Below are 23,597 nucleotides of genomic sequence, written 5' to 3'. Positions count from 1 at the left end.
GCTGGCACGCCGCCCCGATACCGACAATCACTGGACGGCTTCGGCCTCCGTCATCCGTGCCCATGGCGCAACCAGCCGTTCCGGGGTGCGACAGGCCTTGCGCTTGAATACGAAGTTGCGGCACTTTTCAGCGAAACCGTGGCGATTCTCGACCATGTCGCGCCGCATGTGTTGCAGCTCGCCATCCCGACAGGCCTGGATCGCCGACAGGCTGCGTTCGGCCTTGCGGGCCCGGATGGCTTCGTAGGCGGGATCGTGCCAGGCCCCGTTGGCCCGTTGCAGCAACCACAGGCCGAACTCGTCGGGGCAGCGTGGACCGATCTCCTGGACCATGCCGTAGCGCAATGCCTGGCGGGCGCTGATGGGCAGACAGTCCTGGGTCAGTGTCCAGGCCAGGTCAGGCCCAACGGCGCGAGGCAGGCTGTAGGTCCAGTATTCGGAGCCGTACAGGCCCATGGTTGCGTAGTGGGGGTTGAGCACGATGTCACTGCGCGCCAGCACGACATCGGCGGCCAGGGCCAGCATCACGCCCCCCGCACCGGCATTGCCCGTCAGACCGCTGACCACCAGTTGCCGGGCGCTCAACAACTCGAGACAGACATCGTCGATGGCCTGGATGTTGGCCCAGGCCTCCAGGCCAGGTTGGGCGGCGGCCTGGATCACGTTCAGGTGCACGCCGTTGGAGAAACTGCCGCGTCCGCCGCGAATCAACAACACCTGGGTAGGCCTGGACTTGGCCCAGCGCAGCGCGTCCACCAGGCGCCCGCATTGCTCGGTGCTCATCGCGCCGTTATAGAGCTCGAACGTCAGTTCACCCACATGGCCGCATTCCCGGTAGCGAATGGGCTGATAAGCCTCGTCGCTGAACGGCTCTCGGGCCAATGAGCTGTCGAGCACTGGCACGCCGTTGAGTCGCTCCGACAGTACGTGGCGCGCCGGCCGTTTGAAGGTCGGTTCGCCGGGGCGCGGTTTTTGGCGCAGGGCGCCGATCCAGAGGCTTGCATCACCGGTTGCCACCAGCACCGCATCATCGCGCACGGCCAGCAGCGTGCCAGGCAATCCACGGCGGACATCCAGGTGGGCGTCATACAGGTAGAACTGACCGCCGACCAGGCTCGCCAACACGCCTGGCTGGCCATCGGCGGCGTCGATGCAGCGCTTGATGAACACGGCGCTGTCGTGCCAGCTGAAGGTGCGATCGTCCTGGGTCATGTTCGGCCGCAGGCGCCCGACCACGTCATGGCGGCTGTAGTCCAACGGCACCGGGACGAAACCGTTGGCAAACTTCTCCACGACTTCGCGGATGCAGCAGATGGCCGCATCGCTGACCGGACCGTTATACAACTCTGATTTGCGCAGGCCTTCGGGCAGGTTGAACTCGCAGGTGGCCCAGATCGGCCCGGCGTCCATTTCCTCCACCGCCTGTAACGCCGTGACGCCCCAGCGTTCGGGTTGCCCCATGATGGCCCAGTCCAGCGCGCTGGCACCGCGATCGCCGACGATGCCCGGGTGGATGATCACCACCGGTCGGTGGGGATTACGCCACAGTTGCTCGGGGACCCGGTCCTTGAGAAAGGGGCAGATTACCAGGTCGGCCCCGCTGTGTTCGATCTGCCGGCACACCGAATCCGGATCGGTGAACAGCACCACGCTGGGACGATAACCGGCCTCGCGCAGGTCCAGCCAGGCACGTTGGGTCAGGCCGTTGAACGCGGTCGACAGCAGGATGATCTTCAATGTGGGCATGACGTTCTCTTCCTTGAGATGAGCGAGCACCGGCTCCCGATGAGCCGTCCCTGGCTTCTGATGGAGGCGTCAAGTTAGCGGTTGGAGGGCGAGCGGGAGCTGACCGGGATCAAGGTTGTGGGTACTGGAGGAATCACAGGAGGGCAGAAACGCGAATCCCGCCACGGAGGCGGGATTCGTTGCAGCCAGGAGCGCCCGGGAGGGGGGCGCAGGCTCAGGCCGGGAACAGCTCGGAGAGTTTCATCGACAGCATCATGTCGCCTTCGACACGCAGTTTGCCGCCCATGAACGCTTGCATGCCGTCGGTTTCACCGCTGACGATGCCCTTGAGGGTGTCGCTGTCCATCACCAGTGTGCAGTTGGCGTCGGCATTTTCGCCTTCCTGCAATTCACAGGTACCGTCCTTGACGATCAGGGCGTACTGCTTGTCTTCGTCGGTGATGTTGAAACCGAATACCAGGTCTAGGCCGGCAGCGGCGGATGGGTTGAATTTTTCTTTCATCTTTTGTACGGCGTCGACTACAGAGGTCATGGTTTCGATCCTTATCGGGTGGATACAGCAAGGGTCTACGATTACTTCGGCCTCAGCGATAGGTGATGAGGTCCGGGGCCTTCAGCAGCTGCAGGTGAGCATGGCTGTTGAAGGAAGCCAGGGCCACGTCGCGCCCCCTGAATTTCAGGTGGTTGAGCGAGGTGTTGACGATTTGCCAGTTCAGTTCGAAGGCCTGTCGGGCCGGTATCCGGGTGATCAGGTGGAGCAGGGCGGTAATCGTGCCGCCGGAGGTGAACACGGCGATCTTGTGACTGTTGTCGGCCTGTTCCAGGATGCGCTGAAGGCCGGCCTGGACCCGCTCGACGAAACCCTGCCAGCTCTCCAGCCCGGGCGGGTCATACTGGCCGCTGAGCCAGCGCTCGACCACGAGGGCGAAAATGCGCTGGAATTCGGCTCGGTTCTGCGCGGCATTGCGCAGGATGTACAGGGCCTCGGGCTCCTCGGGCAGCATGTCCGGCAGCAGGGCGCGGATCACCGCGTCGGCGTCGAATTCGTTGAACGCGGCGTCGGTTTCCACTTCGGGAACCGGCAGCCCGGCGGCGGACATCCGGCCCAAGGCGCCGGTGGCGGTATCCTGCTGACGGCGCAGGTCGCCCGAGAGGCAACGATCGAACACGACACCCAGCTCGGCCATGTGGTTACCCAGCACCTCTGCCTGGCGCACGCCATTGGGTGAGAGGACATCGTAGTCGTCCGCACCAAAGGAGGCCTGGCCATGTCGAATCAGATAGATACTGCCCACGTCCGCGTCATCCCGGTACGTTGAAGGTTTGGCGAGGTTATGAGGATGACCGTGAGCTGTCAATGAAAAAACATACGCTCGTTTGAAATGTCTGTTACACCCTTGTCCAACCTGGCCCGGGCTTAAGGTAACCACAGGTTTCCCGGCTGGTAGCGACGCGGGTGCATGGGTATGCTGGGAACGTTTAATGTCCGCCGTCGAGCGGCGAGTCGAGAATCTATTAGGAGTGATCGTGGAGTTCTTTATCGAATACGCCGGTTTTCTGGCCAAGACCGTGACGCTGGTCATCGCCATCCTGGTGGTGCTGGCCAGTTTTGCTGCCCTGCGCAGCAAGGGGCGACGCAAGTCGGCCGGCCAGTTGCAGGTAAGCAAACTCAACGATTTCTACAAGGGGCTGCGCGAGCGCCTGGAACAGACGCTGCTGGACAAGGATCAGCTCAAGGCCCTGCGCAAGAACGAAGGCAAGGCTGAGAAGGCGCAGAAGAAGCAAAAGGACAAGCCGGCGACCAAATCCCGGGTGTTCGTGCTGGATTTCGACGGCGACATCAAGGCCTCGGCCACCGAGAGCCTGCGCCATGAAATCACCGCGCTGCTGACCCTGGCAACGCCCAAGGACGAAGTGGTGCTGCGCCTGGAAAGCGGTGGCGGCATGGTCCACAGCTATGGCCTGGCCTCGTCGCAACTGGCGCGGATCCGCCAGGCCGGCGTACCGCTGACCGTGTGCATCGACAAGGTCGCTGCCAGCGGCGGGTACATGATGGCCTGCATCGGCGAGAAGATCATCAGCGCGCCTTTCGCCATCCTCGGCTCCATCGGCGTCGTGGCCCAGTTGCCGAACGTCAACCGCCTGCTGAAGAAGCACGACATCGACTTCGAAGTCCTGACCGCTGGCGAGTACAAGCGCACGCTGACGGTGTTTGGCGAAAACACCGAGAAAGGCCGGGAGAAATTCCAACAGGACCTGGACATCACCCACGAGTTGTTCAAGAACTTCGTGTCCAACTACCGTCCGCAACTGGCCATTGATGAAGTGGCGACCGGAGAGGTCTGGCTGGGTGTCGCGGCGCTCGGCAAGCACCTGGTGGACGAGTTGAAGACCAGCGACGAATACCTGGCCGAGCGCGCCAAGAGCGCCGAGCTGTACCACCTGCACTATGCCGAACGCAAAAGCCTGCAGGAGCGCGTCGGCATCGCGGCCAGCGGCTCGGTGGACCGTGTCCTGCTGAGCTGGTGGAGCCGCCTGACCCAGCAGCGGTTCTGGTAACTCTGCTACCTCAATCCCTGTGGGAGCGAGCCTGCTCGCGATAGCGGTCTGTCAGTCACTGCAGTATCGACTGGATCACCGCCATCGCGAGCAGGCTCGCTCCCACACTGAACTTCGGTGATTGCTGGAAATGAAAAAGCCCTGAACCGGAATATCCGGATCAGGGCTTTTTCATTACAGCGGACTCAGCGACGACGGAACAGCGGCAGCGGTTCGTCGGTGGCGGCCTGGTAGGTCACCGAGAAGTCCTTGAGGCTTTCGAGGGCTTCGTAGGGGTCCTTGTCGGCACGCAGAGCGAATGCGTCGAAACCGCAGCGGCGCATGTAGAACAGTTGGTCGCGCAATACATCGCCAATGGCCCGCAGTTCGCCCTTGAAGCCGTAGCGGTCACGCAGCAGGCGGGCGTTGGAGTAGCTGCGGCCGTCGGTGAAGGCCGGGAAGTTCAGCGCGATGACCTGGAGCTGATTGGCATCGTCGCCGATCTCTTCCGCTTCCTCGTCGGCGTCCAGCCACACACCCAGGCCGCCATCGCGGACTTTGAGCGCGCGAGCGTGATCACGCCACAAGGCCAGGGGTACGATCAGGTCGTCGCAGTTGGAAATACCATCGAGGGTCGCGTCCTTGGGCAGCAGGTGCCAGGTTTCGTCGATGACCTCGTTGTTCTTAATGATTCGCTGCATAGACGCGTTCCTTGAAGAGGTCGATGCCGATACGTTGGTAAGTGTCGATGAAACGCTCGTCTTCGGTACGTTGTTCGATGTACACGTCGATCAGCTTCTCGATCACGTCGGGCATGTCGTCCTGGGCAAACGAAGGACCGAGGATCTTGCCCAGGCTGGCATCGCGGGTGCCGCTGCCACCCAGGGAGACCTGATAGAACTCTTCGCCTTTCTTGTCCACGCCCAGGATGCCGATGTGGCCGACATGGTGGTGACCGCAGGCGTTCATGCAACCGGAAATGTTCAGGTCCAGTTCACCGATGTCGAACAGGTAGTCCAGGTCGTCGAAACGGCGTTGGATCGATTCGGCGATCGGGATCGACTTGGCGTTGGCCAGGGAGCAGAAGTCGCCGCCCGGGCAGCAGATCATGTCGGTCAGCAGGCCGATGTTCGGCGTGGCGAAACCCTGTTCGCGCAACTCGCCCCACAGGGTGAACAACTGGCTCTGTTCGACGTCGGCCAAAATGATGTTCTGCTCGTGGGACGTGCGCAACTGACCGAAGCTGTAGCGCTCGGCCAGGTCGGCCACGGCGTCCAATTGCTTGTCGGTGATGTCGCCAGGGGCAACGCCGGTCGGCTTCAGGGACAGGGTGACTGCGATGTAGCCAGGCTTCTTGTGGGGCAGGGTGTTGCGGCTGCGCCAGCGGGCGAAGCCCGGATGTTCCTTGTCGAGTGCTGCGAAGTCCTGGTTGTCCAGGGCCTTGTATTGCGGGTCGACGAAGTGCCTGGCCACGCGATGGACTTCGGCTTCGGTCAGGGTCGTCTGGCCGCCACGCAGGTGAACCATTTCGGCTTCGACCTTCTCGGCGAACACTTCTGGTGTCAGGGCCTTGACCAGGATCTTGATCCGCGCCTTGTACTTGTTGTCGCGACGGCCGTAGCGGTTGTACACCCGCAGGATGGCGTCGAGGTAGCTCAGCAGGTCCTGCCAGGGCAGGAACTCATTGATGAATGCTCCCACTACCGGCGTACGACCGAGGCCACCGCCCACCAGCACGCGGAAGCCCAGTTCGCCCGCGGCGTTGTAGACCGCCTCCAGGCCGATGTCGTGGACTTCGATGGCGGCGCGGTCCGAGGTCGAGCCGTTGATGGCGATTTTGAATTTGCGCGGCAGGTAGGCGAATTCCGGGTGGAAAGTGGTCCACTGGCGGACGATCTCGCACCACGGACGCGGGTCGATCAATTCATCGGCCGCGACACCGGCGAACTGGTCGGTGGTGACGTTGCGCAGGCAGTTGCCGCTGGTCTGGATCGCGTGCATCTGCACGGTGGCCAGCTCAGCCAGGATCTCGGGTACATCTTCCAGGGCCGGCCAGTTGTACTGGACGTTCTGCCGCGTACTGATGTGGGCGTAGCCCTTGTCGTAGTCGCGGGCGATCTGGGCCAGCTTGCGCACCTGGCGCGCGCTCAGTTGGCCGTAAGGCACCGCCACCCGCAGCATCGGGGCGAAACGCTGGATGTACAGGCCGTTCTGCAGGCGCAGAGGGCGGAATTCTTCTTCGCTCAGCTCGCCTGCCAGATAGCGTCGGGTCTGATCACGGAACTGCTTGACGCGGTCCTCGATGATCCGCTGATCGTACTCGTCATATACGTACATATAAGTCTCGGTCTCAGGCTTGGGCCGATCAGAAACAGCTGCGTATTGGCTCGCTGGAATCGGGTTCTGCCTCGGCAATTCTGCGCGCACGGCCGCGCACTCCTATAGGAGCCGGTGCAAGATACCTGTTTTGAGTTATGCGCAAAAGTGATGTTTGAGTATATGTAAAGAACCAAATGACCTAATGGGATCTATCGGCCCGGAACCCACATTTGTCGTATGGGCAATCATCGTCTTAACTGTGGTCGAGTCCCTATGCAATCACCTAAAAAACCGACAAGAGGCGATGCAATGAGCAATCCGACCAAAGCAAGGAAAAGCGACAGTACCGTTGATGCCTGGGCCATTCTGTTCCTGATTATCCTGGTGGTGGGCACGGCGGTGTTCTGGGTCAGTCACCAGTGATCGGTCGTCCAATGCAATGAAAAAACCTGTGGGAGCGAGCCTGCTCGCGATAGCGGTATGTCAGTCACTGCCGTATGGACTGAATCACCGCTATCGCGAGCAGGCTCGCTCCCACAGGGGGTTGATGTGCAGACCCTTTCTATAGCCCCGCCAGATGCACCACCAGCTTGACGATGCCGAACAGCGTCAGGGCGAAGATCACCGTGAAAGCGATGCCCAATATCACGAAATGACTCGGTTTGCCGTGGGTGAAGTCACGGGCGCGGTTCTTGCCGCTCTGCACGCCGAAAGCGGCGGCCAGTACGCTGTGCATCATCTGCAGCAGGGTCGGCGGCTTGTTGTCGACTGGATCGTCCATAAATCCCTCGTCTGCCATGGGTTTGACACAAGCATAGACAACCCTGGAAAAAGATCGCGGCCGCTGCCGGCCGCGATCTTCAGGATCAGCTGTCGTAGCCCAGGTTCGGCGCCAGCCAGCGTTCGGTCACGCTCAGCTCCTGACCCTTGCGGCCGGTGTAGCTCTGGACCTGGTCCTTGTCGATCTTGCCGACGGCGAAGTACTGCGCCTGGGGATGGGCGAAGTACCAGCCACTGACAGCCGCTGCCGGGAACATGGCGTAGTGCTCGGTGAGGAACACGCCGCTGCGGCCGGCCTTCAGTTCGCTGGCCTCGGGGTCGAGCAGGCGGAACAGCGTGGCTTTCTCGGTGTGATCCGGGCACGCCGGGTAACCGGGGGCAGGGCGGATGCCGGTGTACTGCTCCTTGATCAGCGCCTCGTTGTCCAGGCTTTCGTCCTTGGCATAACCCCAGTGTTCCTTGCGCACCTGCTGGTGCAGCCACTCGGCGCAGGCCTCGGCCAGGCGGTCGGCCAGGGCCTTGACCATGATCGAGTTGTAGTCGTCGCCGGCTTCCTGGTAGGCCTTCGCCACTTCCTCGGCGCCAATGCCGGCAGTGGTGATGAAGCCGCCCACATAGTCGGTTACGCCGCTGTCCTTCGGCGCGACGAAGTCGGCCAGGGAGAAGTTCGGCTTGCCGTCGGTCTTGATGATCTGCTGGCGCAAGTGATGCAGGCGGGCCAGCGGCTTGCCGTCGTCCCCGTAGACTTCCAGGTCGTCGTCATGCACCTGGTTGGCCGGCCAGAAGCCGAACACCGCGCGGGCGCTGATCAGTTTCTCGTCGATCAGCTTGCGCAGCATCGCCTGGGCATCGGCGTACAGCGCGGTGGCCGCTTCGCCGACCACCTCATCGGTGAGGATGCGCGGGAACTTGCCGGCCAGGTCCCAGGAAATGAAGAACGGCGTCCAGTCGATGTACTCGGCCAGGACGTTCAGGTCGATGTCGTCCAGCACCCGGGCGCCGGTAAACGTCGGCTTGACCGGCTGGTAGCTGCTCCAGTCGAACTGCGGCTTCTTGGCGACAGCGGCGGGGTAGCTCAGGCGTTCGGTACGGGCGCTGCGGTTGGCGGTGCGCTCGCGTACCTCGGTGTAGTCCTGGCGGGTTTTCTCGACGAACGCCGGTTTCAGTTCCTTGGACAGCAACTGGGTCGCCACACCGACGGCGCGGGAGGCGTCGGTGACATAGATCACCGCGTCATTGCTGTACTTGGGCTCGATCTTCACCGCCGTGTGGGCCTTGGAGGTCGTCGCGCCACCGATCATCAGTGGCAGATGAAAATCCTGGCGCTGCATTTCGCGGGCCACGTGCACCATCTCATCCAGGGACGGCGTGATCAGGCCGGACAGGCCGATGATGTCGCATTTCTCGTCCTTGGCCACCTGCAGGATCTTCTCCGCCGGCACCATCACGCCCAGGTCGACGATGTCATAGCCGTTGCAACCGAGCACCACGCCGACGATGTTCTTGCCGATGTCATGGACGTCGCCCTTGACCGTGGCCATCAGGATTTTGCCCTTGGCCTCCGGCTTGTCGCCTTTTTCCGCCTCGATGAATGGAATCAGGTGGGCCACGGCCTGTTTCATCACACGGGCCGACTTGACCACCTGGGGCAGGAACATCTTGCCGGCGCCGAACAGGTCGCCGACGATGTTCATGCCGGCCATCAACGGGCCTTCGATGACTTCGATAGGGCGGGCGAACGACAGGCGCGATTCCTCGGTGTCTTCGACGATGTGGGTGGTGATGCCCTTGACCAGGGCGTGTTCCAGGCGCTTGTTGACGTCCCAGTTGCGCCACTCCTCGGTTTCCGCTTCCTTGGTGCTGCCGTCGCCCTTGTACTTGTCGGCAATGGCGAGCAGAGCGTCGGTGCCTTCCGGAGTACGGTTGAGGATCACGTCTTCCACGGCGTCGCGCAGTTCCACCGGGATCTGGTCGTAGATTTCCAACTGACCGGCGTTGACGATACCCATGGTCAGGCCTGCGCGGATCGCATACAGCAGGAACACCGAGTGGATCGCCTCGCGCACCGGGTTGTTGCCCCTGAACGAGAACGATACGTTGGACACTCCGCCGGAGGTCAGCGCGTAGGGCAGCTCGTCGCGGACATAGGCACAGGCGTTGATGAAGTCCACGGCATAGTTGTTGTGTTCTTCGATACCGGTGGCGACGGCGAAGATGTTCGGGTCGAAGATGATGTCTTCCGGCGGGAAGCCCACTTCATTGACCAGGATGTCGTAGGAGCGCTTGCAGATTTCCTTCTTGCGCGCCGCGGTGTCGGCCTGGCCGGCTTCGTCGAACGCCATTACCACCACGGCGGCGCCGTAGCGCTTGCACAATTTGGCGTGATGGATGAACTGCTCGACGCCTTCCTTCATGCTGATGGAGTTGACGATGCCCTTGCCCTGGATGCACTTGAGGCCGGCTTCGATCACTTCCCATTTCGACGAGTCGATCATGATCGGCACGCGGGAGATGTCCGGCTCGCCGGCAATCAGATTGAGGAAGGTCACCATGGCCTTCTTCGAATCGAGCATGCCCTCGTCCATGTTGATGTCGATCACCTGGGCGCCGGCCTCGACCTGCTGCAGGGCGACTTCCAGGGCTTCGGTGTAGTTGTCTTCGCGGATCAGCCGGGCGAATTTGGCGGAACCGGTGATGTTGGTCCGCTCGCCGACGTTGACGAACAACGAGTTGCGATCGATGGTGAACGGTTCCAGGCCTGACAGGCGGCAAGCCCGGGGAATTTCCGGAATCGGTCGTGGTGCATAACCGGCCACGGCCTTGGCGATGGCTTCGATGTGTGCCGGGGTGGTGCCGCAGCAGCCGCCGACGATGTTCAGGAAGCCGCTCTGGGCGAACTCTTCGATGACCTTGGCGGTTTGCGCCGGCAGTTCGTCGTACTCACCGAACTCGTTGGGCAGGCCGGCGTTCGGGTGCGCCGAGACGTGGGTGCTGGCCTTGTTCGACAGCTCTTCCAGGTAAGGGCGCAGTTCGCGGGCACCCAGGGCGCAGTTCAAGCCCACGGAGATCGGCTTGGCGTGGGCCACGGAGTTCCAGAACGCTTCGGTGGTCTGGCCGGAGAGGGTGCGGCCGGAGGCGTCGGTGATGGTGCCGGAAATCATGATCGGCAGCTCGACGCCCAGTTCTTCGTAGACGCCTTGCACGGCGAAGATCGCTGCCTTGGCATTCAGGGTGTCGAAAATGGTTTCGATCAGGATCAGGTCGGCGCCGCCTTCGATCAGGCCCTTGGTGGCTTCGGTGTAGTTCTCCACCAGTTCGTCGAAGGTCACGTTGCGATAGCCGGGGTTGTTCACGTCCGGCGACAGCGAGCAGGTGCGGCTGGTCGGGCCGAGCACGCCGGCGACGAAGCGCGGCTTGTCCGGGGTTTCGAGGGTCTTGGCGTCGGCCACCTTGCGGGCCAGGCGCGCACCTTCCAGGTTCAGCTCATAGGCCAGGCCTTGCATGCCGTAGTCGGCCTGGGATACCTGGGTGGCGTTGAAGGTATTGGTTTCGAGGATGTCGGCGCCGGCATCCAGGTAGGCTTTTTCGATGGAGCCGATCACGTCGGGACGGGTCAGCACCAGCAAATCGTTGTTGCCCCTGACGTCGCTCGGCCAGTCGGCGAAACGCTTGCCGCGATAGTCCTGTTCCTCCAGCTTGTAGCTCTGGATCATCGTGCCCATGCCGCCGTCGAGGATCAGGATGCGTTCCTTGAGGGCTTGCTGGAGAAGATAAAGGCGAGCGCTGCGATCGGACATAGGACTACCTGGAAAAAAGACCATTACGAAGCCTGGAATCATAGCAAACCTGTGCCGGATTTGATCGTGGGCGGCTTTTGCATGAATGTTGCTCATGTTTGCAAGCGGCTGCTGGCCCGGTAGAATCAGCGTTCCATCTCTTAGGGACCGAGACATGCCGTACCGCGTCTTATTCGGCAGTCTGTTGCTGCTGTTGTCTTTTACCGCAGCCGCCAAGAATCCCCTACCAGCGCTGTCCTACACTCGCGACATCCAGCCGATCTTCACCGAGAAATGCGTGGCCTGCCACGCCTGCTACGACTCCGCCTGCCAGTTGAACCTGGGCAGCGGCGAAGGCGCGGCCCGGGGCGCGAGCAAAATGTCGGTGTATGACGGCGAGCGCCGCCAGGCCGCCGTCCCGACCCGCTTGTTCTATGACGCTTCCGGGCCCCAGGCCTGGCAGCGCAAGGGCTTCTATTCGGTGCTCGATGCCCAGGGCAGCCAGGCGGCGTTGATGGCGCAGATGCTGGCGCTGGGGCACGGCGCGCCGCTGCAACCCAACGCCAAGCTGCCGGAAGACATCGTGCTCGGCTTGGAGCGTGAAAACAGTTGCGCGATGCCGGGGCAATTCGATGGATACGCTGCCGCGCACCCCAGGGAGGGCATGCCCCTGGCGGTCACCGGCCTGACCGATCAGCAATACCAGACCCTGCAGCGCTGGCTCGCGGCCGGCGCTCCCATCGACCAGCAAGCCCTGGCCCCGAGCGCCGCCGAAGCCTTGCAGGTGCTGCAATGGGAAAACCTGCTCAACGCTCCCGGCGCCCGGGAAAGCCTGGTGGCTCGCTGGTTGTTCGAGCACTGGTTCCTGGCCCACATCTACTTCAAGGACGGCGAGCCGGGGCATTTCTTCCAGTGGGTGCGCTCGCGCACGCCCAGCGGCCAGCCGATCGACCTGATCAACACCCGGCGCCCGAACGACGACCCCGGCACCCGCGTCTATTACCGGCTCTGGGCGGTGCAAGGGGTGATCGTGCACAAGACCCACATCACCTACGGGCTGAGTGCGGCCAAGATGGCGCGGGTCAAGAGCCTGTTCTACAAGGGCAATTGGCAGGTCACGGCGTTGCCCGGCTACGGGCCGGAGCGCCGCTCGAATCCGTTCTCCACCTTTGAAGCGATCCCGGCCCAGGCCCGCTATCAATTTATGCTCGATAACGCCGAATATTTCGTCCGCACCTTTATTCGCGGCCCGGTGTGCCGGGGCCAGATCGCCACGGATGTGATCCGCGACAACTTCTGGGCGCTGTTCCAGGCCCCTGAGCACGACCTGTACATCACCGATCCGAACTATCGCGGCCAGGCCACGCCCTTGCTGGCGATGCCGGGGCAGAACGACGATGTGGGCAGCGTTGTCAGCCTGTGGCTCGACTACCGCGACAAGCGCAACGCCTACGAGGCCCTGCGCCGGGACAATTACGCCGAGTTGCCGGCGCCGAGCTGGTCGACGTTGTGGGCCGGTAACGACAATGCCTTGTTGAGTATTTTCCGGCACTTCGACAGTGCCTCGGTCACCAAGGGCCTGATTGGCGAAGTACCGCAGACCATGTGGCTGTTCGACTTCCCGTTGCTGGAACGCACTTATTACCAGTTGGCGGTGAATTTCGACGTGTTCGGCAACGTTTCCCATCAGGCCCAGACGCGGTTGTACTTCGACCTGATTCGCAATGGCGCGGAACAGAACTTCCTGCGCCTGATGCCCGCCGACGCCCGGGAAGGCTACCTCGACGACTGGTATCAGTCCGGCGGCAAATTCAAGATGTGGCTGGATTACGAGAGCATCGACAATGACAAGCCGACCGCCCTCAAGCTTGACGAGCGCGACCCCAAGGGCGATTTCGCCCGGCAATTGCTGTTCCGTTATGGCGAACTGAATGCCCGGCCCGATCCGATCAACCGTTGCGACGGTGCCTATTGCTCGCGCCCGAACATCGCTCCGGCCCTGCAGAACGCCGAGCAGGCCCTCAGTCGCCTGGTGTCGCGCCCGGCGGCGGGACTACGGGTGATCGACCAGTTGCCGGAAGCGACGATGCTGCGTGTCGAAACCGCCGATGGCCATCGCGAGGTCTACAGCCTGCTGCGCAACCGTGCCCATAGCAACGTGGCGTTCCTGCTGGGCGAGGAGCGGCGCTATCAGCCGGGGCTGGACACCTTGACGGTGTATCCGGGCGTGCTCAGCAGCTACCCGAACTTCATGTTCAATGTCCCGGCGGGGCAAGTCCCAGCGTTCGTCGACGCCATGGAAAACGCCCAGGATGAGCAGGCGTTCGAGCGGATTGTCGAACGTTGGGGGATTCGTCGCAGTCACCCGCAGTTCTGGCATTACTTTCATGACCTGAGCCGTTACATCGAGGAAACCGAGCCATTGGAGGCGGGCGTCCTGGACATGAATCGCTACCAGAACCTCTGATCGGCATGTTCCGGCGGCGAAGCCCGTGCCGCCGGCCGCTTTCCCGACAAAAATACTGGGACTTTGTCCGGCGCCCTGATTTGGCGTAAACTGCCGGCAAGCCTGCGAGGAGTTTCCATGACCGCCATTACGATTACCGATGCCGCCCACGATTACCTGGCCGACCTGCTGTCCAAGCAGAACACACCGGGTATCGGGATCCGCATCTTCATCACCCAGCCCGGCACCCAGTACGCAGAGACGTGCATCGCCTACTGCAAGCCGGGGGAAGAAAAACCCGAAGACACCGCGTTGGGGCTCAAGAGCTTCACCGCCTACATCGACTCGTTCAGCGAAGCGTTCCTGGACGATGCGGTGGTCGACTACGCCACCGACCGGATGGGCGGCCAACTGACCATCAAGGCGCCGAATGCGAAAGTGCCGATGGTCAATGCCGACAGCCCGATCAACGAGCGCATCAACTATTACCTGCAAACTGAGATCAACCCGGGGCTGGCCAGCCACGGCGGCCAGGTGTCGCTGATCGACGTGGTGGAAGACGGCATCGCCGTGCTCCAGTTCGGTGGCGGCTGCCAGGGCTGCGGCCAGGCTGACGTGACCTTGAAGGAAGGGATCGAGCGCACGCTGCTCGAGCGTATCCCGGAACTCAAGGGCGTGCGCGACGTGACCGACCACACGCAAAAAGAAAACGCTTACTACTGATTGTTGCAGCCTGGGCTACCGCAATCGCGAGCAGGGCTCGCTCCCACAATGATTGGGCTGAACGCTGAATTTGCGATCACCCATGACTCTGTGGGAGCGAGCCCTGCCCGCGATTGCGGCGGTGCATTCAACATCATTTCTGCCTGATCCACCGCCATCGCGAGCAGGCTCGCTCCCAAAGGCAATCGATATTGAGCGGTCAGGGCCTGTAGAGATGAGCATGCCCGGCGCGGTACAGCGATGATTCGCTGAACACGTCGTTGCCCAGCACTCGTCCCAGCAGAATCAGCGCGGTGCGGCGAAAGCCCTTGGCTTGCACCTTTGCGGCAATGTCAGCCAACGTCCCCATCACCCAATCCTGGTCCGGCCAGGTTGCCCGGTGAATCACCGCAATCGGGCAATCCGCGCCGTAGTGGGGCAGCAACTCTTCGACGATTCTTTCCAGATGATTGACCCCCAGGTGGATCGCCATGGTCGTTCCATGCTGCGCCAGGCTGGCCAGTTCTTCCCCGGCAGGCATCGCGGTCTTGTCCGCGTAGCGGGTGAGGATCACGCTCTGGGCGACGTCCGGCAAGGTCAGTTCGGTGCCCAGCAGGGCGGCACAGGCTGAGGTCGCGGTCACGCCGGGAATGATCTCGAAGGGGATGCCCAATTCGCGCAGGCAACGAATCTGCTCGCCGATGGCGCCGTACAGGCTCGGGTCGCCGGAATGCACCCGGGCGACGTCCTGGCCGTTGCGGTGGGCTGCCTCCATCAGCGCGATGATCTGTTCCAGATGCAGCTCGGCGCTGTTGATCACCTGTTCGGCGCAATGGCCCTCGAGCACGGCGGCGGGTACCAGGGAGCCGGCATAGATGATCACCGCGCAGCTGCGCACGAGCCGCTGGCCTTTGACGGTGATCAATTCCGGATCGCCGGGGCCGGCGCCGATGAAGTAGACGGTCATGACCGGTTCCTGAAATAAGGTGGAGAGCGACGCCTGAATGAAGATCGCTCATGATCCATGGGGCGAGATTATCGGGTTTTACGACGCGACCGCCAATGCCAGGGTGGCCTGGGCGCACTTCTGGCGGGGAATCCGCAAGGTGGCGGTCGTTTTTCCCAGTTGTTCGGCGAGGGCCAGCGCCGCGCTTTCGGCAACGCCATAGCAACCTGTGCGCTCGAAGGCGATCTGCGAGCGGTGGCTGAGGCGTTCCCGGTAACTCGCCAGTTGGGCAGCACTGAAGAAGGTCAGCGGCAGGGCCAGTTGCCCCGCCAATTCCAGCAGGCCCGGTTCGTCACGCTTGAGATCGATGCTGGCCAGGGCGCCTACCGCCTCGAGCGCGATCCCATGGGTCAGCAACGTCTCATCCAGCAATGTTCGCAACACGCTGGCCGGGCAACCGCGCTGGCAGCCCAGGCCGACCACCAGCACCTGCCCGCTATTCATGCCTCGTGGCGAGCTTGACCGTCACGGCGGAACAGCCAGGCGCTGATCAGGCCCAGGGCCAGCCAGAACGCGACGTTGGTCAATTGCGAGGCGATCTTGAACTGGCTTTCAAGGGCTTCGGGCGCCAGCATCGAGTGGACTTCCGGCTGCGGTGCACCGATGACATGGGGCACCAGCAATGTCGCCACTCCCAGCAGTTTGAGCAGCCAATGCCTGCCGAACGCGATCAGGGCGATGCCCACGGCCGTGGACGCCGCGGTGCCGATCCACCACATTTGCCGTTGAGCCAGGTCGGCCGCGGCGGTGCCGGGCAGTTCCGGCGGCAGGCCGAGGGTCGGAGCGAGGACGAAGGTGGCATAACCGGCCAGGCCCCAGAGCAGGCCCTGGGAGGTGCGGGTGGGGGCGCGCAAGGTGTACAGGCCCGCCAGCATCAGGGCGAAACCCACCGCGACCACCAGATTGCCGCCGGTGGTGGACAGCACGCGCTGCCAGCCATCTTCGGGCTCCCAGGCTTCGGCATCATGGGTATGGGCGACGCCGTCGGCATGCTGATGGACCTCGACAGGCGCTTCGGCAGCCGGGGCTTTTTCATAGGTTTCGGCCTGCAGGATCAGCGGCGAAACCCATAGGCTTTGCAGGAGGGTCAGCAGCAGGGCGGCCAGCAAACCACTGAACCCGGCGGTTTGCGCGATACGCTTGATCATGTCGGCAGGTCTCAATGGCACGGGAAGGCGGCGCTGTGGCGGGTGTCGTGGGCCGCGTTGTGCACCGCCTCGATGTGGGAGAAACCGGCGAAATAGACCAGGCCGGCACCCATGATCGAGGCGAGGATCGCCGCGCTCAGGCGCTGGCTCAGGGTCGTGGTGCTGCTGGCGGTGCGGGCGGTGGTGCTGATGGTCGACATGGCGCTTCCCTCTGTTCTTGTCTTGGCCAGTGGGTAAATCGAGCGCAATGAAACCCCGGGCAAACGCCCGTCAGGATCCGAACAGCGCCCGCCCACCGCGGGTTTGTTGATGTTTGATTACGGGCCGGTCTCCGGGCTCACGAGGGGCAGGGCCTTAGCCTTGCCTGCAAGCGTCACCTTCCCATGCCATGAGGCACAGTGGATCTGACGCTTCGCTCGCTTACCGTTGCGGGGGCAGCACCGGACTGACGTGGCCTTGAAGTAAAGCACACGATTCACCGGTTTCCCGTTTCACCCTGTGAAGGGCACCCATAATTAGGCGCACAGGAGAGCATGGGTAGGGGTGGGGCGTCAATGAAACCGAGTCGCGGCTATCGCGAGCAGGCTCGCTCTCACAGGGAAATGCATTTCAAATGTGGGAGCGAGCCTGCTCGCGATGGGGCCCGCTCATGCACCACCGAACTTACCCGCAGACATTGACCCGCCCGCACACCCTGCGTAGCCTTGCGCCTTCGAGGTTCTTCGGTTTGCGCCGAAGCTAAGAAGGGAACGCGGTCGAAGCCGCGGCTGCCCCCGCAACTGTGAACGGTGACGTTCCTGCCAGGCCACTGTGCATGCCGCACGGGAAGGCGCAGGAATTGCCAGGGCTTTCATGAAAAGCCGCGACCGGCCCGCCGTCAGCCAGGAGACCTGCCTCGAGACAGATTCTCACTACAACCGGGCGGGGTGATCCGGTGGCGAAATCTTCCGCGCACCCCTGTGCCTGCGGTTGTCGTCCCGTTTGCCCGCCACCTTGCCAAAGGGCATCCGATGAAAACACTGGCCAAACTTCCCGTCACTATCGTTACCGGTTTCCTCGGCTCGGGTAAGACCACCTTGCTGCGACACATGCTCGACAACGCCCAGGGCCGGCGTATCGCGGTGATCGTCAACGAATTCGGCGAACTGGGCATCGACGGCGAGATCCTCAAGCAGTGCTCCATCGGTTGCACCGAAGAAGAAGCCAGCGGCCGCGTCTACGAACTAGCCAACGGCTGCCTGTGCTGCACGGTGCAGGAAGAGTTCTTCCCGGTGATGCGCGAGTTGGTGGCCCGGCGCGGCGACCTTGACCATATCCTCATCGAAACCTCCGGCCTGGCCTTGCCCAAGCCGTTGGTCCAGGCTTTCCAATGGCCGGAAATCCGCAGTGCCTGCACCGTCGATGCGGTGATCACCGTGGTCGATAGCCCCGCGGTGGCCGCCGGCACCTTCGCCGCCTTCCCCGACCAGGTCGATGCCCAGCGCAAGCTCGACCCGAACCTGGACCACGAATCGCCGCTGCACGAACTGTTCGCCGATCAGTTGGCGAGCGCCGACCTGGTGATCCTCAACAAAGCCGACCTGATCAGCCCGGAAGACCTGGCAAAAGTCCGTCTTGAAGTGGCCGAAGAACTGCCACCGGCGGTCAAGGTCATCGAAGCCAGCGGCGGTCGCCTGCCGCTGGAGGTGCTGATTGGCCTGGGTGCCGGTTCCGAAGAACACATCGACAGCCGCCACAGCCATCATGATCACCATCATGACGGCGATGATGATGACCACGACCATGACGCCTTCGATTCCATTTCCATCGAACTGCCCCAGGCCGACGAAAGCCTGTTGCTCGATGCGCTGACCCAACTGGTGGTCCAGCACGGCGTGCTGCGGGTCAAGGGTTTCGCGGCGATCCCGAACAAGCCGATGCGCTTGCTGATCCAGGGCGTGGGGACGCGTTTCGACAAGCATTTCGACCGCCAGTGGGGCGCCAACGAGGCGCGGGTGACGCGTCTGGTGTTGATCGGCCAGGCCCTGGATGCCGGGCTGCTTGAAGCGCAGCTGCGCGCCGCCCTCAGCGCCTAAGCCATGCACCTGCTCAGGACCCAGCCCGGCGGCTTCGTCTCGGACGACAACATTGCCGACCTGGGGCAAACCCCCGCCGAGCTGGTGATCCTGTGCAGCGGCGACTCCAGCCTGGCGCTGCTGGCCGAAGCAGCGCGGCAGTTGCCGGACGACTACCCGCAGTTTCGCCTCGCCAACCCGATGCAGGTGCAGAACCACGCTTCGGTGGATCTGTACGTCGAGAACGTGCTGCGCCACGCCAAGGTCATCCTGTTGTCGCTGCACGGCGGTATCGGCTATTGGCGCTACGGCATCGAACGCTTGATGGAACTGGCCGGACGCGGGGTGACCTTGATCCTGGTGCCGGGGGACGACCGTCCGGACCCGGAACTCAGCGACTTGAGCAACGTGCCCGCCGCCGACCGCGACCGACTTTGGCAGTTCTTGCGTCAGGGTGGGCTGGGCAATGCCCTGGATCTGTTTCACAACCTCGGCAATCAATGGTTCGGACGCGACTACGCCTGGGCTGAACCGCAAACTCTGCCACGCACGGCGATCTACCATCCGCAGAACACCAGCGCCAGCCTCGACGACTGGCGAGCTGACTGGCAGGCCGATCAACCCGTGGCGGCGGTGCTGTTCTACCGCTCTCACCTGCAAGCGGCGAACACGGCGTTCATCGACGTGTTCTGCCAGCGGCTGCAACTGGCGGGGTTGAGCCCGTTACCGATTGCGGTGGCGAGCCTCAAGGAGCCTGGTTGTCTGGCGCAGGTCGAAGACTGGCTGGACGAGGTGGAGGCCGGAGTGATCCTCAACACCACCGGGTTTGCCCAGTCGAGCCCGGAGGCGCCGCACTTGCGGCCGTTTCGTCGCAACATTCCGGTGATCCAGGCAATCTGCGCCCAGGACAACGAACCCGGTTGGCGCGCCAGCGAGCAGGGCCTCGGCCCGCGGGACCTGGCGATGCACATCGCCTTGCCTGAACTGGACGGGCGGATCATCAGCCGCCCCATCAGCTTCAAGGACATGGCCTGGCGCAGCGAGCGCAGCCAGAGCGATGTGGTCTGCTACCGCGCGGTGCCCGAGCGCATGGATTTCGTCGCGCAGCTGGCCCGGCGCTGGACCGAACTCGCGCGCCTGCCCAATGGGCAGAAGCGCGTCGCGTTGATCCTCGCGAACTACCCGACCCGGGACGGACGCATCGGCAACGGCGTCGGCCTCGACACCCCGGCGGCGGCGTTGAACATCCTGCGCGCCATGCGGGACGAAGGCTATCCGCTGTCCGCCGAACTGCCTGTCAGTGGCACCGCGCTGATCCAGCAACTGCTCGGTGGCGTCAGCAACGACCTGGACAGTCTCGACCTGCGCCCGTGTCATCAAAGCCTGGTCCTCGATGCCTACCAGGCCATGTTCGACGCACTGCCCGAGGCCAATCGCTTGGCGGTGCTGGATCGCTGGGGCCCGCCCGAGACGGATCCGATGTTCCGCGCCGGGCGCCTGATGATCGCCGGCCTGCGCCTGGGCCTGACGTTCGTCGGTATCCAACCGGCCCGGGGCTATCAGGTCGACCCAAGTGCCGTGTACCACGACCCGGACCTGGTGCCGCCTCATGGCTACCTGGCCTTCTATTTCTGGTTGCGCCATACCTATGGTGCCCACGGCGTGATTCACGTCGGCAAGCATGGCAACCTCGAATGGCTGCCGGGCAAAGGTGTCGGGTTGTCGGAAAGCTGCTGGCCGGATGCGCTGCTGGGTCCTTTGCCGAATATCTATCCGTTCATCGTCAACGACCCGGGCGAGGGGGCCCAGGCCAAGCGGCGCACCCAGGCGGTGATCATCGATCACTTGATGCCGCCGCTGACTCGCGCCGAAACCTACGGGCCGCTGCGTAACCTCGAGTTGCTGGCCGACGAGTATTACGAAGCGCAACTGCTCGACCCGCGCCGCGCCCGGGAGCTGCAGCGGGACATCCTGAACCTGGTGCGCGAAACCCACATCGACCGCGAGCTGCAATTGGACGCTGATGCCGACGCGGCGATCTGGCTGCCGCGCCTGGACACCTACCTGTGCGATCTGAAGGAGTCGCAGATCCGCGACGGCCTGCATGTTTTTGGCGAATCGCCCAGCGGGCGGCTGCGCATCGACACCTTGCTGGCGTTGCTGCGCATTCCCCGGGGTGATGGCAAGGGCGCGCAGTCGAGCCTGTTGCGGGCGCTGTCGAAGGCATTCGATCTGGGTTTCGATCCGTTGGATTGCGCCTTGGCCGACCCTTGGGCCGACGACCGTCCCGAGGCATTGCGGCAGGTCAGCGATGAGCCCTGGCGCACCGCCGGCGATACCCGCGAGCGCCTGGAACTGTTTGCGGCAAGCTTGATCGAGCAGGCCCTGCAAGGTCGGGTCGAGCAGTTGGACGCGCCCGGTTGGCAAGAGGTGAGCAGCGTCATCGAAAGCCTGCGCTCCGTGGTGGCCCCACGCTTGGACGCTTGCGGCCCGGCGGAAATGCGCGGCCTGCTGGATGCCTTGGGCGGCCGCTTCGTACCGGCAGGCCCCAGTGGGGCGCCGAGTCGTGGGCGCCTGGACGTATTGCCCACCGGGCGCAATTTCTTCTCGGTGGACGTGCGCAACCTGCCCACCACCACGGCGTGGCGCATCGGTTTCCAGTCGGCGAACCTGATTCTCGAGCGGCATTTGCAGGACCATGGCGATCACCTGCGCCAGCTCGGCCTGTCGGTGTGGGGCACCGCCACCATGCGCACCGGCGGCGATGACATCGCCCAGGCCATGGCGCTGATGGGCGTGCGCCCGGTGTGGGCCACGGGCAGCCAGCGGGTGGATGACTTCGAGATCCTGCCGCTGAGCCTGCTGGATCGACCCCGGGTCGATGTGACACTGCGGGTTTCGGGGTTCTTCCGGGACGCCTTTGCCAACCTGATCCGCCTGTTCGATGCGGCGGTGCAGGCCGTTGCCGCCCTCGATGAGCCGGAAGACATGAACCCCCTGGCGGCCAAAGTGCGGAGCGAGCGGGAGGCCCTGTTGGCTTCGGGCCTCGAGGCGGACGCGGCCGCCCGACAGGCCGGCTGGCGGATCTTCGGCGCCAAGCCCGGAGCCTATGGCGCGGGCGTGCAGGGCGCCATCGACGGTCGCCTGTGGCAGAGCCGCGAAGACCTGGCCGAGGTGTACCTGAACTGGGGCGGCTACGCCTACGGCGGCGCAGATGAAGGCACCGCCGCGCGGGATCAGTTTTCCCGGCGCTTGAGCCAGGTGCAAGCGGTGTTGCAGAACCAGGACAACCGCGAGCACGACCTGCTCGATTCCAACGATTACTACCAGTTCCAGGGCGGTATGCTGGCGGCGGTGGAAACCCTCGGTGGAACCGTCGCGGCCAGTTACCACGGCGATCACAGCCAACCGGACCTGCCCCGGATCCGCACCCTCAAGGAAGAGCTCAACCGCGTCATCCGTTCCCGGGCGGCCAATCCGAAGTGGATCGACGGGGTCAAACGGCACGGTTACAAGGGCGCGTTCGAACTGGCAGCGACGGTGGACAACCTGTTCGCCTTCGACGCCACGACGCAACTGATCGACGATCACCAGTACGCCTTGTTGGCCGATGCCTACCTGCTCGACCCGGACACCCGGGACTTCGTTCGCCAACACAATCCCGACGCCTTGCGCGATATGACCGAACGCATGCTTGAAGCCCAGCAACGGGGGCTGTGGCAGGCGCCAGGCGAATACCGCCAGGCGCTGGAGAATCTGTTGCTCGATATTGAAGAAGATAGTTGATGGGTACCATCAGCTGGCCATACGCAAAACCTGTGCCGAGGTTGTCTGTGGGAGCAAGGCTTGCCCGCGATGCAGGCGATGCGGTCCTTCAGAAATCGAGGCGTCTTTTCGCGAGCAAGCTTTGCTCCCACAGTGCGGGGATAAATCCCCTCGCCACAAGACTCTCTCCAAACCGACTTTACCGACCACCTTTGAGAATCGACCATGACCGACACTCCCCATTTCCCGCTCTCCGCCGTGGTCGGCGCCGATGACCTGAAACTGGCGCTGTGCCTGGCCGCCATCGATCCGAAAATCGGCGGCGTGCTGATCGAAGGTCCCCGGGGCATGGCCAAGTCGACCCTGGCCCGAGGCCTCGCAGACTTGCTGGCCAGCGGTCAGTTCGTCACCTTGCCCCTGGGCGCCACCGAAGAGCGGCTGGTGGGTACCCTCGATCTGGACGCCGCCCTGGGAGAAGGGCGCGCGCAGTTCTCCCCCGGTGTGCTGGCCAAGGCCGACGGTGGCGTGTTGTACGTCGATGAAGTCAACCTGCTGCCGGATCACCTGGTGGACCTGCTGCTGGATGTCGCCGCCAGTGGCACCAACCTGATCGAGCGCGACGGCATCTCCCATCGGCATCCGGCGCGTTTCGTGCTGATCGGCACCATGAACCCGGAAGAGGGCGAGTTGCGCCCGCAACTGCTCGACCGGTTTGGCCTGAACGTGGCCCTCGACGGTCATACCGCACCGGCCGAGCGCGGGCAGATCATTCGGCGGCGGCTGGATTTCGACAGTGATCCGGCCGCGTTTTGCGCGCAATGGGCAGCGGCCCAGGGCCAATTGCGCGAGCGCTGCCGGAATGCTCGCGAGCGGCTGTCACAAATCCCCCTGGACGATCAGGCCTTGGCAGAGATTACCGAGCGCTGCTTTGCCGCCGGCGTCGATGGCTTGCGCGCCGATCTGGTCTGGTTGCGCGCCGCACGGGCCCATGCGGCCTGGCGCGGGGCACAGCTTATCGCCGCGGAGGACATCGATGCGGTTGCCGAGTTTGCCTTGCGCCACCGGCGGCGCGGACATTCGGCCCCGGCACCTTCACCGTCCCAGGCCCCCTCGGCCGGCAATCGAGCCGCCGAGCCAGGCGAAGGCCAGGGCCAGTGGGGTGACCTGCCGGCCCAGGCGCTGCCGACCGGTGCCCGGCGTGAAGTGCCGAGCTGGCCAAAAAAGCCCTAGGCATTCGCCCCCGTTCGGTCGCGGGGGCGAATGCCAGGCCCCGTGCAGGGCGCCTCGACCTGGGTCGCCAAGGCCGTAGTAAAACGG

17 protein-coding genes and 2 riboswitches are annotated in these 23,597 nt (G+C 63.5%); of the genes, 6 read left to right on the top strand and 11 right to left on the bottom strand.

The annotated features are described in order from the left end of the window. Positions 1 to 27: 27 nt before the first annotated feature. The 3 genes from N005_RS25020 to N005_RS25010 form a co-directional block, all read right to left on the bottom strand. The gene (locus N005_RS25020) at positions 28 to 1,746 is read right to left on the bottom strand and encodes a hydrogenase maturation protein (RefSeq protein ID WP_047703635.1); all 1,719 of its coding nucleotides are present in this window, start codon (positions 1,744 to 1,746) and stop codon (positions 28 to 30) included. A gap of 214 nt (positions 1,747 to 1,960) precedes the next feature. Continuing rightward, a complete protein-coding gene (locus N005_RS25015) occupies positions 1,961 to 2,278 on the bottom strand; it encodes an SCP2 sterol-binding domain-containing protein (RefSeq protein WP_047703634.1) in 318 nt (105 codons plus the stop codon). 52 nt (positions 2,279 to 2,330) lie between these two features. Beyond that, positions 2,331 to 3,041: a histidine phosphatase family protein gene (locus N005_RS25010; protein WP_047703633.1), complete on the bottom strand. Its 711-nt coding sequence runs from the start codon at positions 3,039 to 3,041 to the stop codon at positions 2,331 to 2,333. A gap of 232 nt (positions 3,042 to 3,273) precedes the next feature. On the opposite strand from N005_RS25010, the gene sohB reads away from it, so the two are divergent. Further along, on the top strand, positions 3,274 to 4,305 hold the full coding sequence (gene sohB, locus N005_RS25005; RefSeq protein ID WP_047703632.1) for a protease SohB: 1,032 nt from the start codon (positions 3,274 to 3,276) through the stop codon (positions 4,303 to 4,305). A gap of 185 nt (positions 4,306 to 4,490) precedes the next feature. Here the strand turns inward: sohB and N005_RS25000 are convergent, their stop codons facing one another. The 4 genes from N005_RS25000 to metH form a co-directional block, all read right to left on the bottom strand. After that, positions 4,491 to 4,985: a DUF934 domain-containing protein gene (locus tag N005_RS25000; RefSeq protein WP_047703631.1), complete on the bottom strand. Its 495-nt coding sequence runs from the start codon at positions 4,983 to 4,985 to the stop codon at positions 4,491 to 4,493. After that, a complete protein-coding gene (locus tag N005_RS24995) occupies positions 4,969 to 6,621 on the bottom strand; it encodes a nitrite/sulfite reductase (RefSeq protein WP_047703630.1) in 1,653 nt (550 codons plus the stop codon). The genes N005_RS25000 and N005_RS24995 overlap by 17 nt, the downstream gene beginning before the upstream one ends. 544 nt (positions 6,622 to 7,165) lie before the next feature. Next, a complete protein-coding gene (locus N005_RS24990) occupies positions 7,166 to 7,384 on the bottom strand; it encodes a DUF2970 domain-containing protein (protein ID WP_024781254.1) in 219 nt (72 codons plus the stop codon). A gap of 85 nt (positions 7,385 to 7,469) precedes the next feature. Beyond that, entirely contained in the window at positions 7,470 to 11,180 is a 3,711-nt protein-coding gene (gene metH, locus N005_RS24985) for a methionine synthase (protein WP_047703629.1), read from the bottom strand. A gap of 154 nt (positions 11,181 to 11,334) precedes the next feature. Between metH and N005_RS24980 the strand changes: the two genes are divergently transcribed. Both N005_RS24980 and nfuA read left to right on the top strand, forming a co-directional pair. Beyond that, on the top strand, positions 11,335 to 13,626 hold the full coding sequence (locus N005_RS24980) for a fatty acid cis/trans isomerase (protein WP_047703628.1): 2,292 nt from the start codon (positions 11,335 to 11,337) through the stop codon (positions 13,624 to 13,626). 117 nt (positions 13,627 to 13,743) lie between these two features. Beyond that, positions 13,744 to 14,328: a Fe-S biogenesis protein NfuA gene (gene nfuA, locus N005_RS24975; RefSeq protein ID WP_024781251.1), complete on the top strand. Its 585-nt coding sequence runs from the start codon at positions 13,744 to 13,746 to the stop codon at positions 14,326 to 14,328. Positions 14,329 to 14,527: 199 nt separating this feature from the next. On the opposite strand, the gene cobM is transcribed toward nfuA, so the two are convergent. The 4 genes from cobM to N005_RS24955 all read right to left on the bottom strand — a co-directional run bounded on the left by cobM (position 14,528) and on the right by N005_RS24955 (position 16,661). Then, on the bottom strand, positions 14,528 to 15,274 hold the full coding sequence (gene cobM, locus N005_RS24970; protein ID WP_047703627.1) for a precorrin-4 C(11)-methyltransferase: 747 nt from the start codon (positions 15,272 to 15,274) through the stop codon (positions 14,528 to 14,530). A 78-nt stretch (positions 15,275 to 15,352) separates the two neighbouring features. Continuing rightward, positions 15,353 to 15,757 (bottom strand): cobalamin biosynthesis protein, encoded by a 405-nt coding sequence (locus N005_RS24965; RefSeq protein WP_047703626.1) that lies wholly within the window; start codon positions 15,755 to 15,757, stop codon positions 15,353 to 15,355. Next, the gene (locus N005_RS24960) at positions 15,754 to 16,461 is read right to left on the bottom strand and encodes a CbtA family protein (protein ID WP_047703625.1); all 708 of its coding nucleotides are present in this window, start codon (positions 16,459 to 16,461) and stop codon (positions 15,754 to 15,756) included. Before N005_RS24960 ends, N005_RS24965 begins: the two co-directional genes overlap by 4 nt. 11 nt (positions 16,462 to 16,472) lie before the next feature. Next, positions 16,473 to 16,661 carry a CbtB domain-containing protein gene (locus tag N005_RS24955; protein ID WP_047703624.1) on the bottom strand — a complete coding sequence of 63 codons (189 nt, stop codon included), beginning with the start codon at positions 16,659 to 16,661 and terminating at the stop codon, positions 16,473 to 16,475. Positions 16,662 to 16,766: 105 nt separating this feature from the next. After that, positions 16,767 to 16,989, bottom strand: a riboswitch (cobalamin riboswitch). 170 nt (positions 16,990 to 17,159) lie between these two features. Further along, positions 17,160 to 17,373: riboswitch (cobalamin riboswitch) on the top strand. A 98-nt stretch (positions 17,374 to 17,471) separates the two neighbouring features. On the opposite strand from N005_RS24955, the gene cobW reads away from it, so the two are divergent. The 3 genes from cobW to N005_RS24940 all read left to right on the top strand — a co-directional run bounded on the left by cobW (position 17,472) and on the right by N005_RS24940 (position 23,510). After that, positions 17,472 to 18,536 (top strand): cobalamin biosynthesis protein CobW, encoded by a 1,065-nt coding sequence (cobW, locus tag N005_RS24950; RefSeq protein ID WP_047703623.1) that lies wholly within the window; start codon positions 17,472 to 17,474, stop codon positions 18,534 to 18,536. A gap of 3 nt (positions 18,537 to 18,539) precedes the next feature. Beyond that, positions 18,540 to 22,301, top strand: coding sequence for a cobaltochelatase subunit CobN (gene cobN, locus N005_RS24945; RefSeq protein ID WP_047703622.1), 3,762 nt, complete (start codon positions 18,540 to 18,542; stop codon positions 22,299 to 22,301). 204 nt (positions 22,302 to 22,505) lie between these two features. Continuing rightward, positions 22,506 to 23,510 carry a magnesium chelatase ATPase subunit I gene (locus N005_RS24940; protein WP_047703621.1) on the top strand — a complete coding sequence of 335 codons (1,005 nt, stop codon included), beginning with the start codon at positions 22,506 to 22,508 and terminating at the stop codon, positions 23,508 to 23,510. Positions 23,511 to 23,597: the final 87 nt, after the last annotated feature.

It is taken from the genome of Pseudomonas mediterranea CFBP 5447, assembly GCF_000774145.1.
Classification (GTDB): domain Bacteria; phylum Pseudomonadota; class Gammaproteobacteria; order Pseudomonadales; family Pseudomonadaceae; genus Aquipseudomonas; species Aquipseudomonas mediterranea.
This window is presented reverse-complemented; position numbering and strand designations above follow the sequence as displayed.

What these genes read in the sequence shown, in the direction of transcription:
- N005_RS25020 (WP_047703635.1), bottom strand. Translation starts at nt 1,746, where the DNA reads ATGCCCACATTGAAGATCATCCTGCTGTCGACCGCGTTCAACGGCCTG.
- N005_RS25015 (WP_047703634.1), bottom strand. Translation starts at nt 2,278, where the DNA reads ATGACCTCTGTAGTCGACGCCGTACAAAAGATGAAAGAAAAATTCAAC.
- N005_RS25000 (WP_047703631.1), bottom strand. Translation starts at nt 4,985, where the DNA reads ATGCAGCGAATCATTAAGAACAACGAGGTCATCGACGAAACCTGGCAC.
- N005_RS24995 (WP_047703630.1), bottom strand. Translation starts at nt 6,621, where the DNA reads ATGTACGTATATGACGAGTACGATCAGCGGATCATCGAGGACCGCGTC.
- N005_RS24990 (WP_024781254.1), bottom strand. Translation starts at nt 7,384, where the DNA reads ATGGACGATCCAGTCGACAACAAGCCGCCGACCCTGCTGCAGATGATG.
- metH (WP_047703629.1), bottom strand. Translation starts at nt 11,180, where the DNA reads ATGTCCGATCGCAGCGCTCGCCTTTATCTTCTCCAGCAAGCCCTCAAG.
- N005_RS24980 (WP_047703628.1), top strand. Translation starts at nt 11,335, where the DNA reads ATGCCGTACCGCGTCTTATTCGGCAGTCTGTTGCTGCTGTTGTCTTTT.
- nfuA (WP_024781251.1), top strand. Translation starts at nt 13,744, where the DNA reads ATGACCGCCATTACGATTACCGATGCCGCCCACGATTACCTGGCCGAC.
- cobM (WP_047703627.1), bottom strand. Translation starts at nt 15,274, where the DNA reads ATGACCGTCTACTTCATCGGCGCCGGCCCCGGCGATCCGGAATTGATC.
- N005_RS24965 (WP_047703626.1), bottom strand. Translation starts at nt 15,757, where the DNA reads ATGAATAGCGGGCAGGTGCTGGTGGTCGGCCTGGGCTGCCAGCGCGGT.
- N005_RS24960 (WP_047703625.1), bottom strand. Translation starts at nt 16,461, where the DNA reads ATGATCAAGCGTATCGCGCAAACCGCCGGGTTCAGTGGTTTGCTGGCC.
- N005_RS24955 (WP_047703624.1), bottom strand. Translation starts at nt 16,661, where the DNA reads ATGTCGACCATCAGCACCACCGCCCGCACCGCCAGCAGCACCACGACC.
- cobW (WP_047703623.1), top strand. Translation starts at nt 17,472, where the DNA reads ATGAAAACACTGGCCAAACTTCCCGTCACTATCGTTACCGGTTTCCTC.
- cobN (WP_047703622.1), top strand. Translation starts at nt 18,540, where the DNA reads ATGCACCTGCTCAGGACCCAGCCCGGCGGCTTCGTCTCGGACGACAAC.
- N005_RS24940 (WP_047703621.1), top strand. Translation starts at nt 22,506, where the DNA reads ATGACCGACACTCCCCATTTCCCGCTCTCCGCCGTGGTCGGCGCCGAT.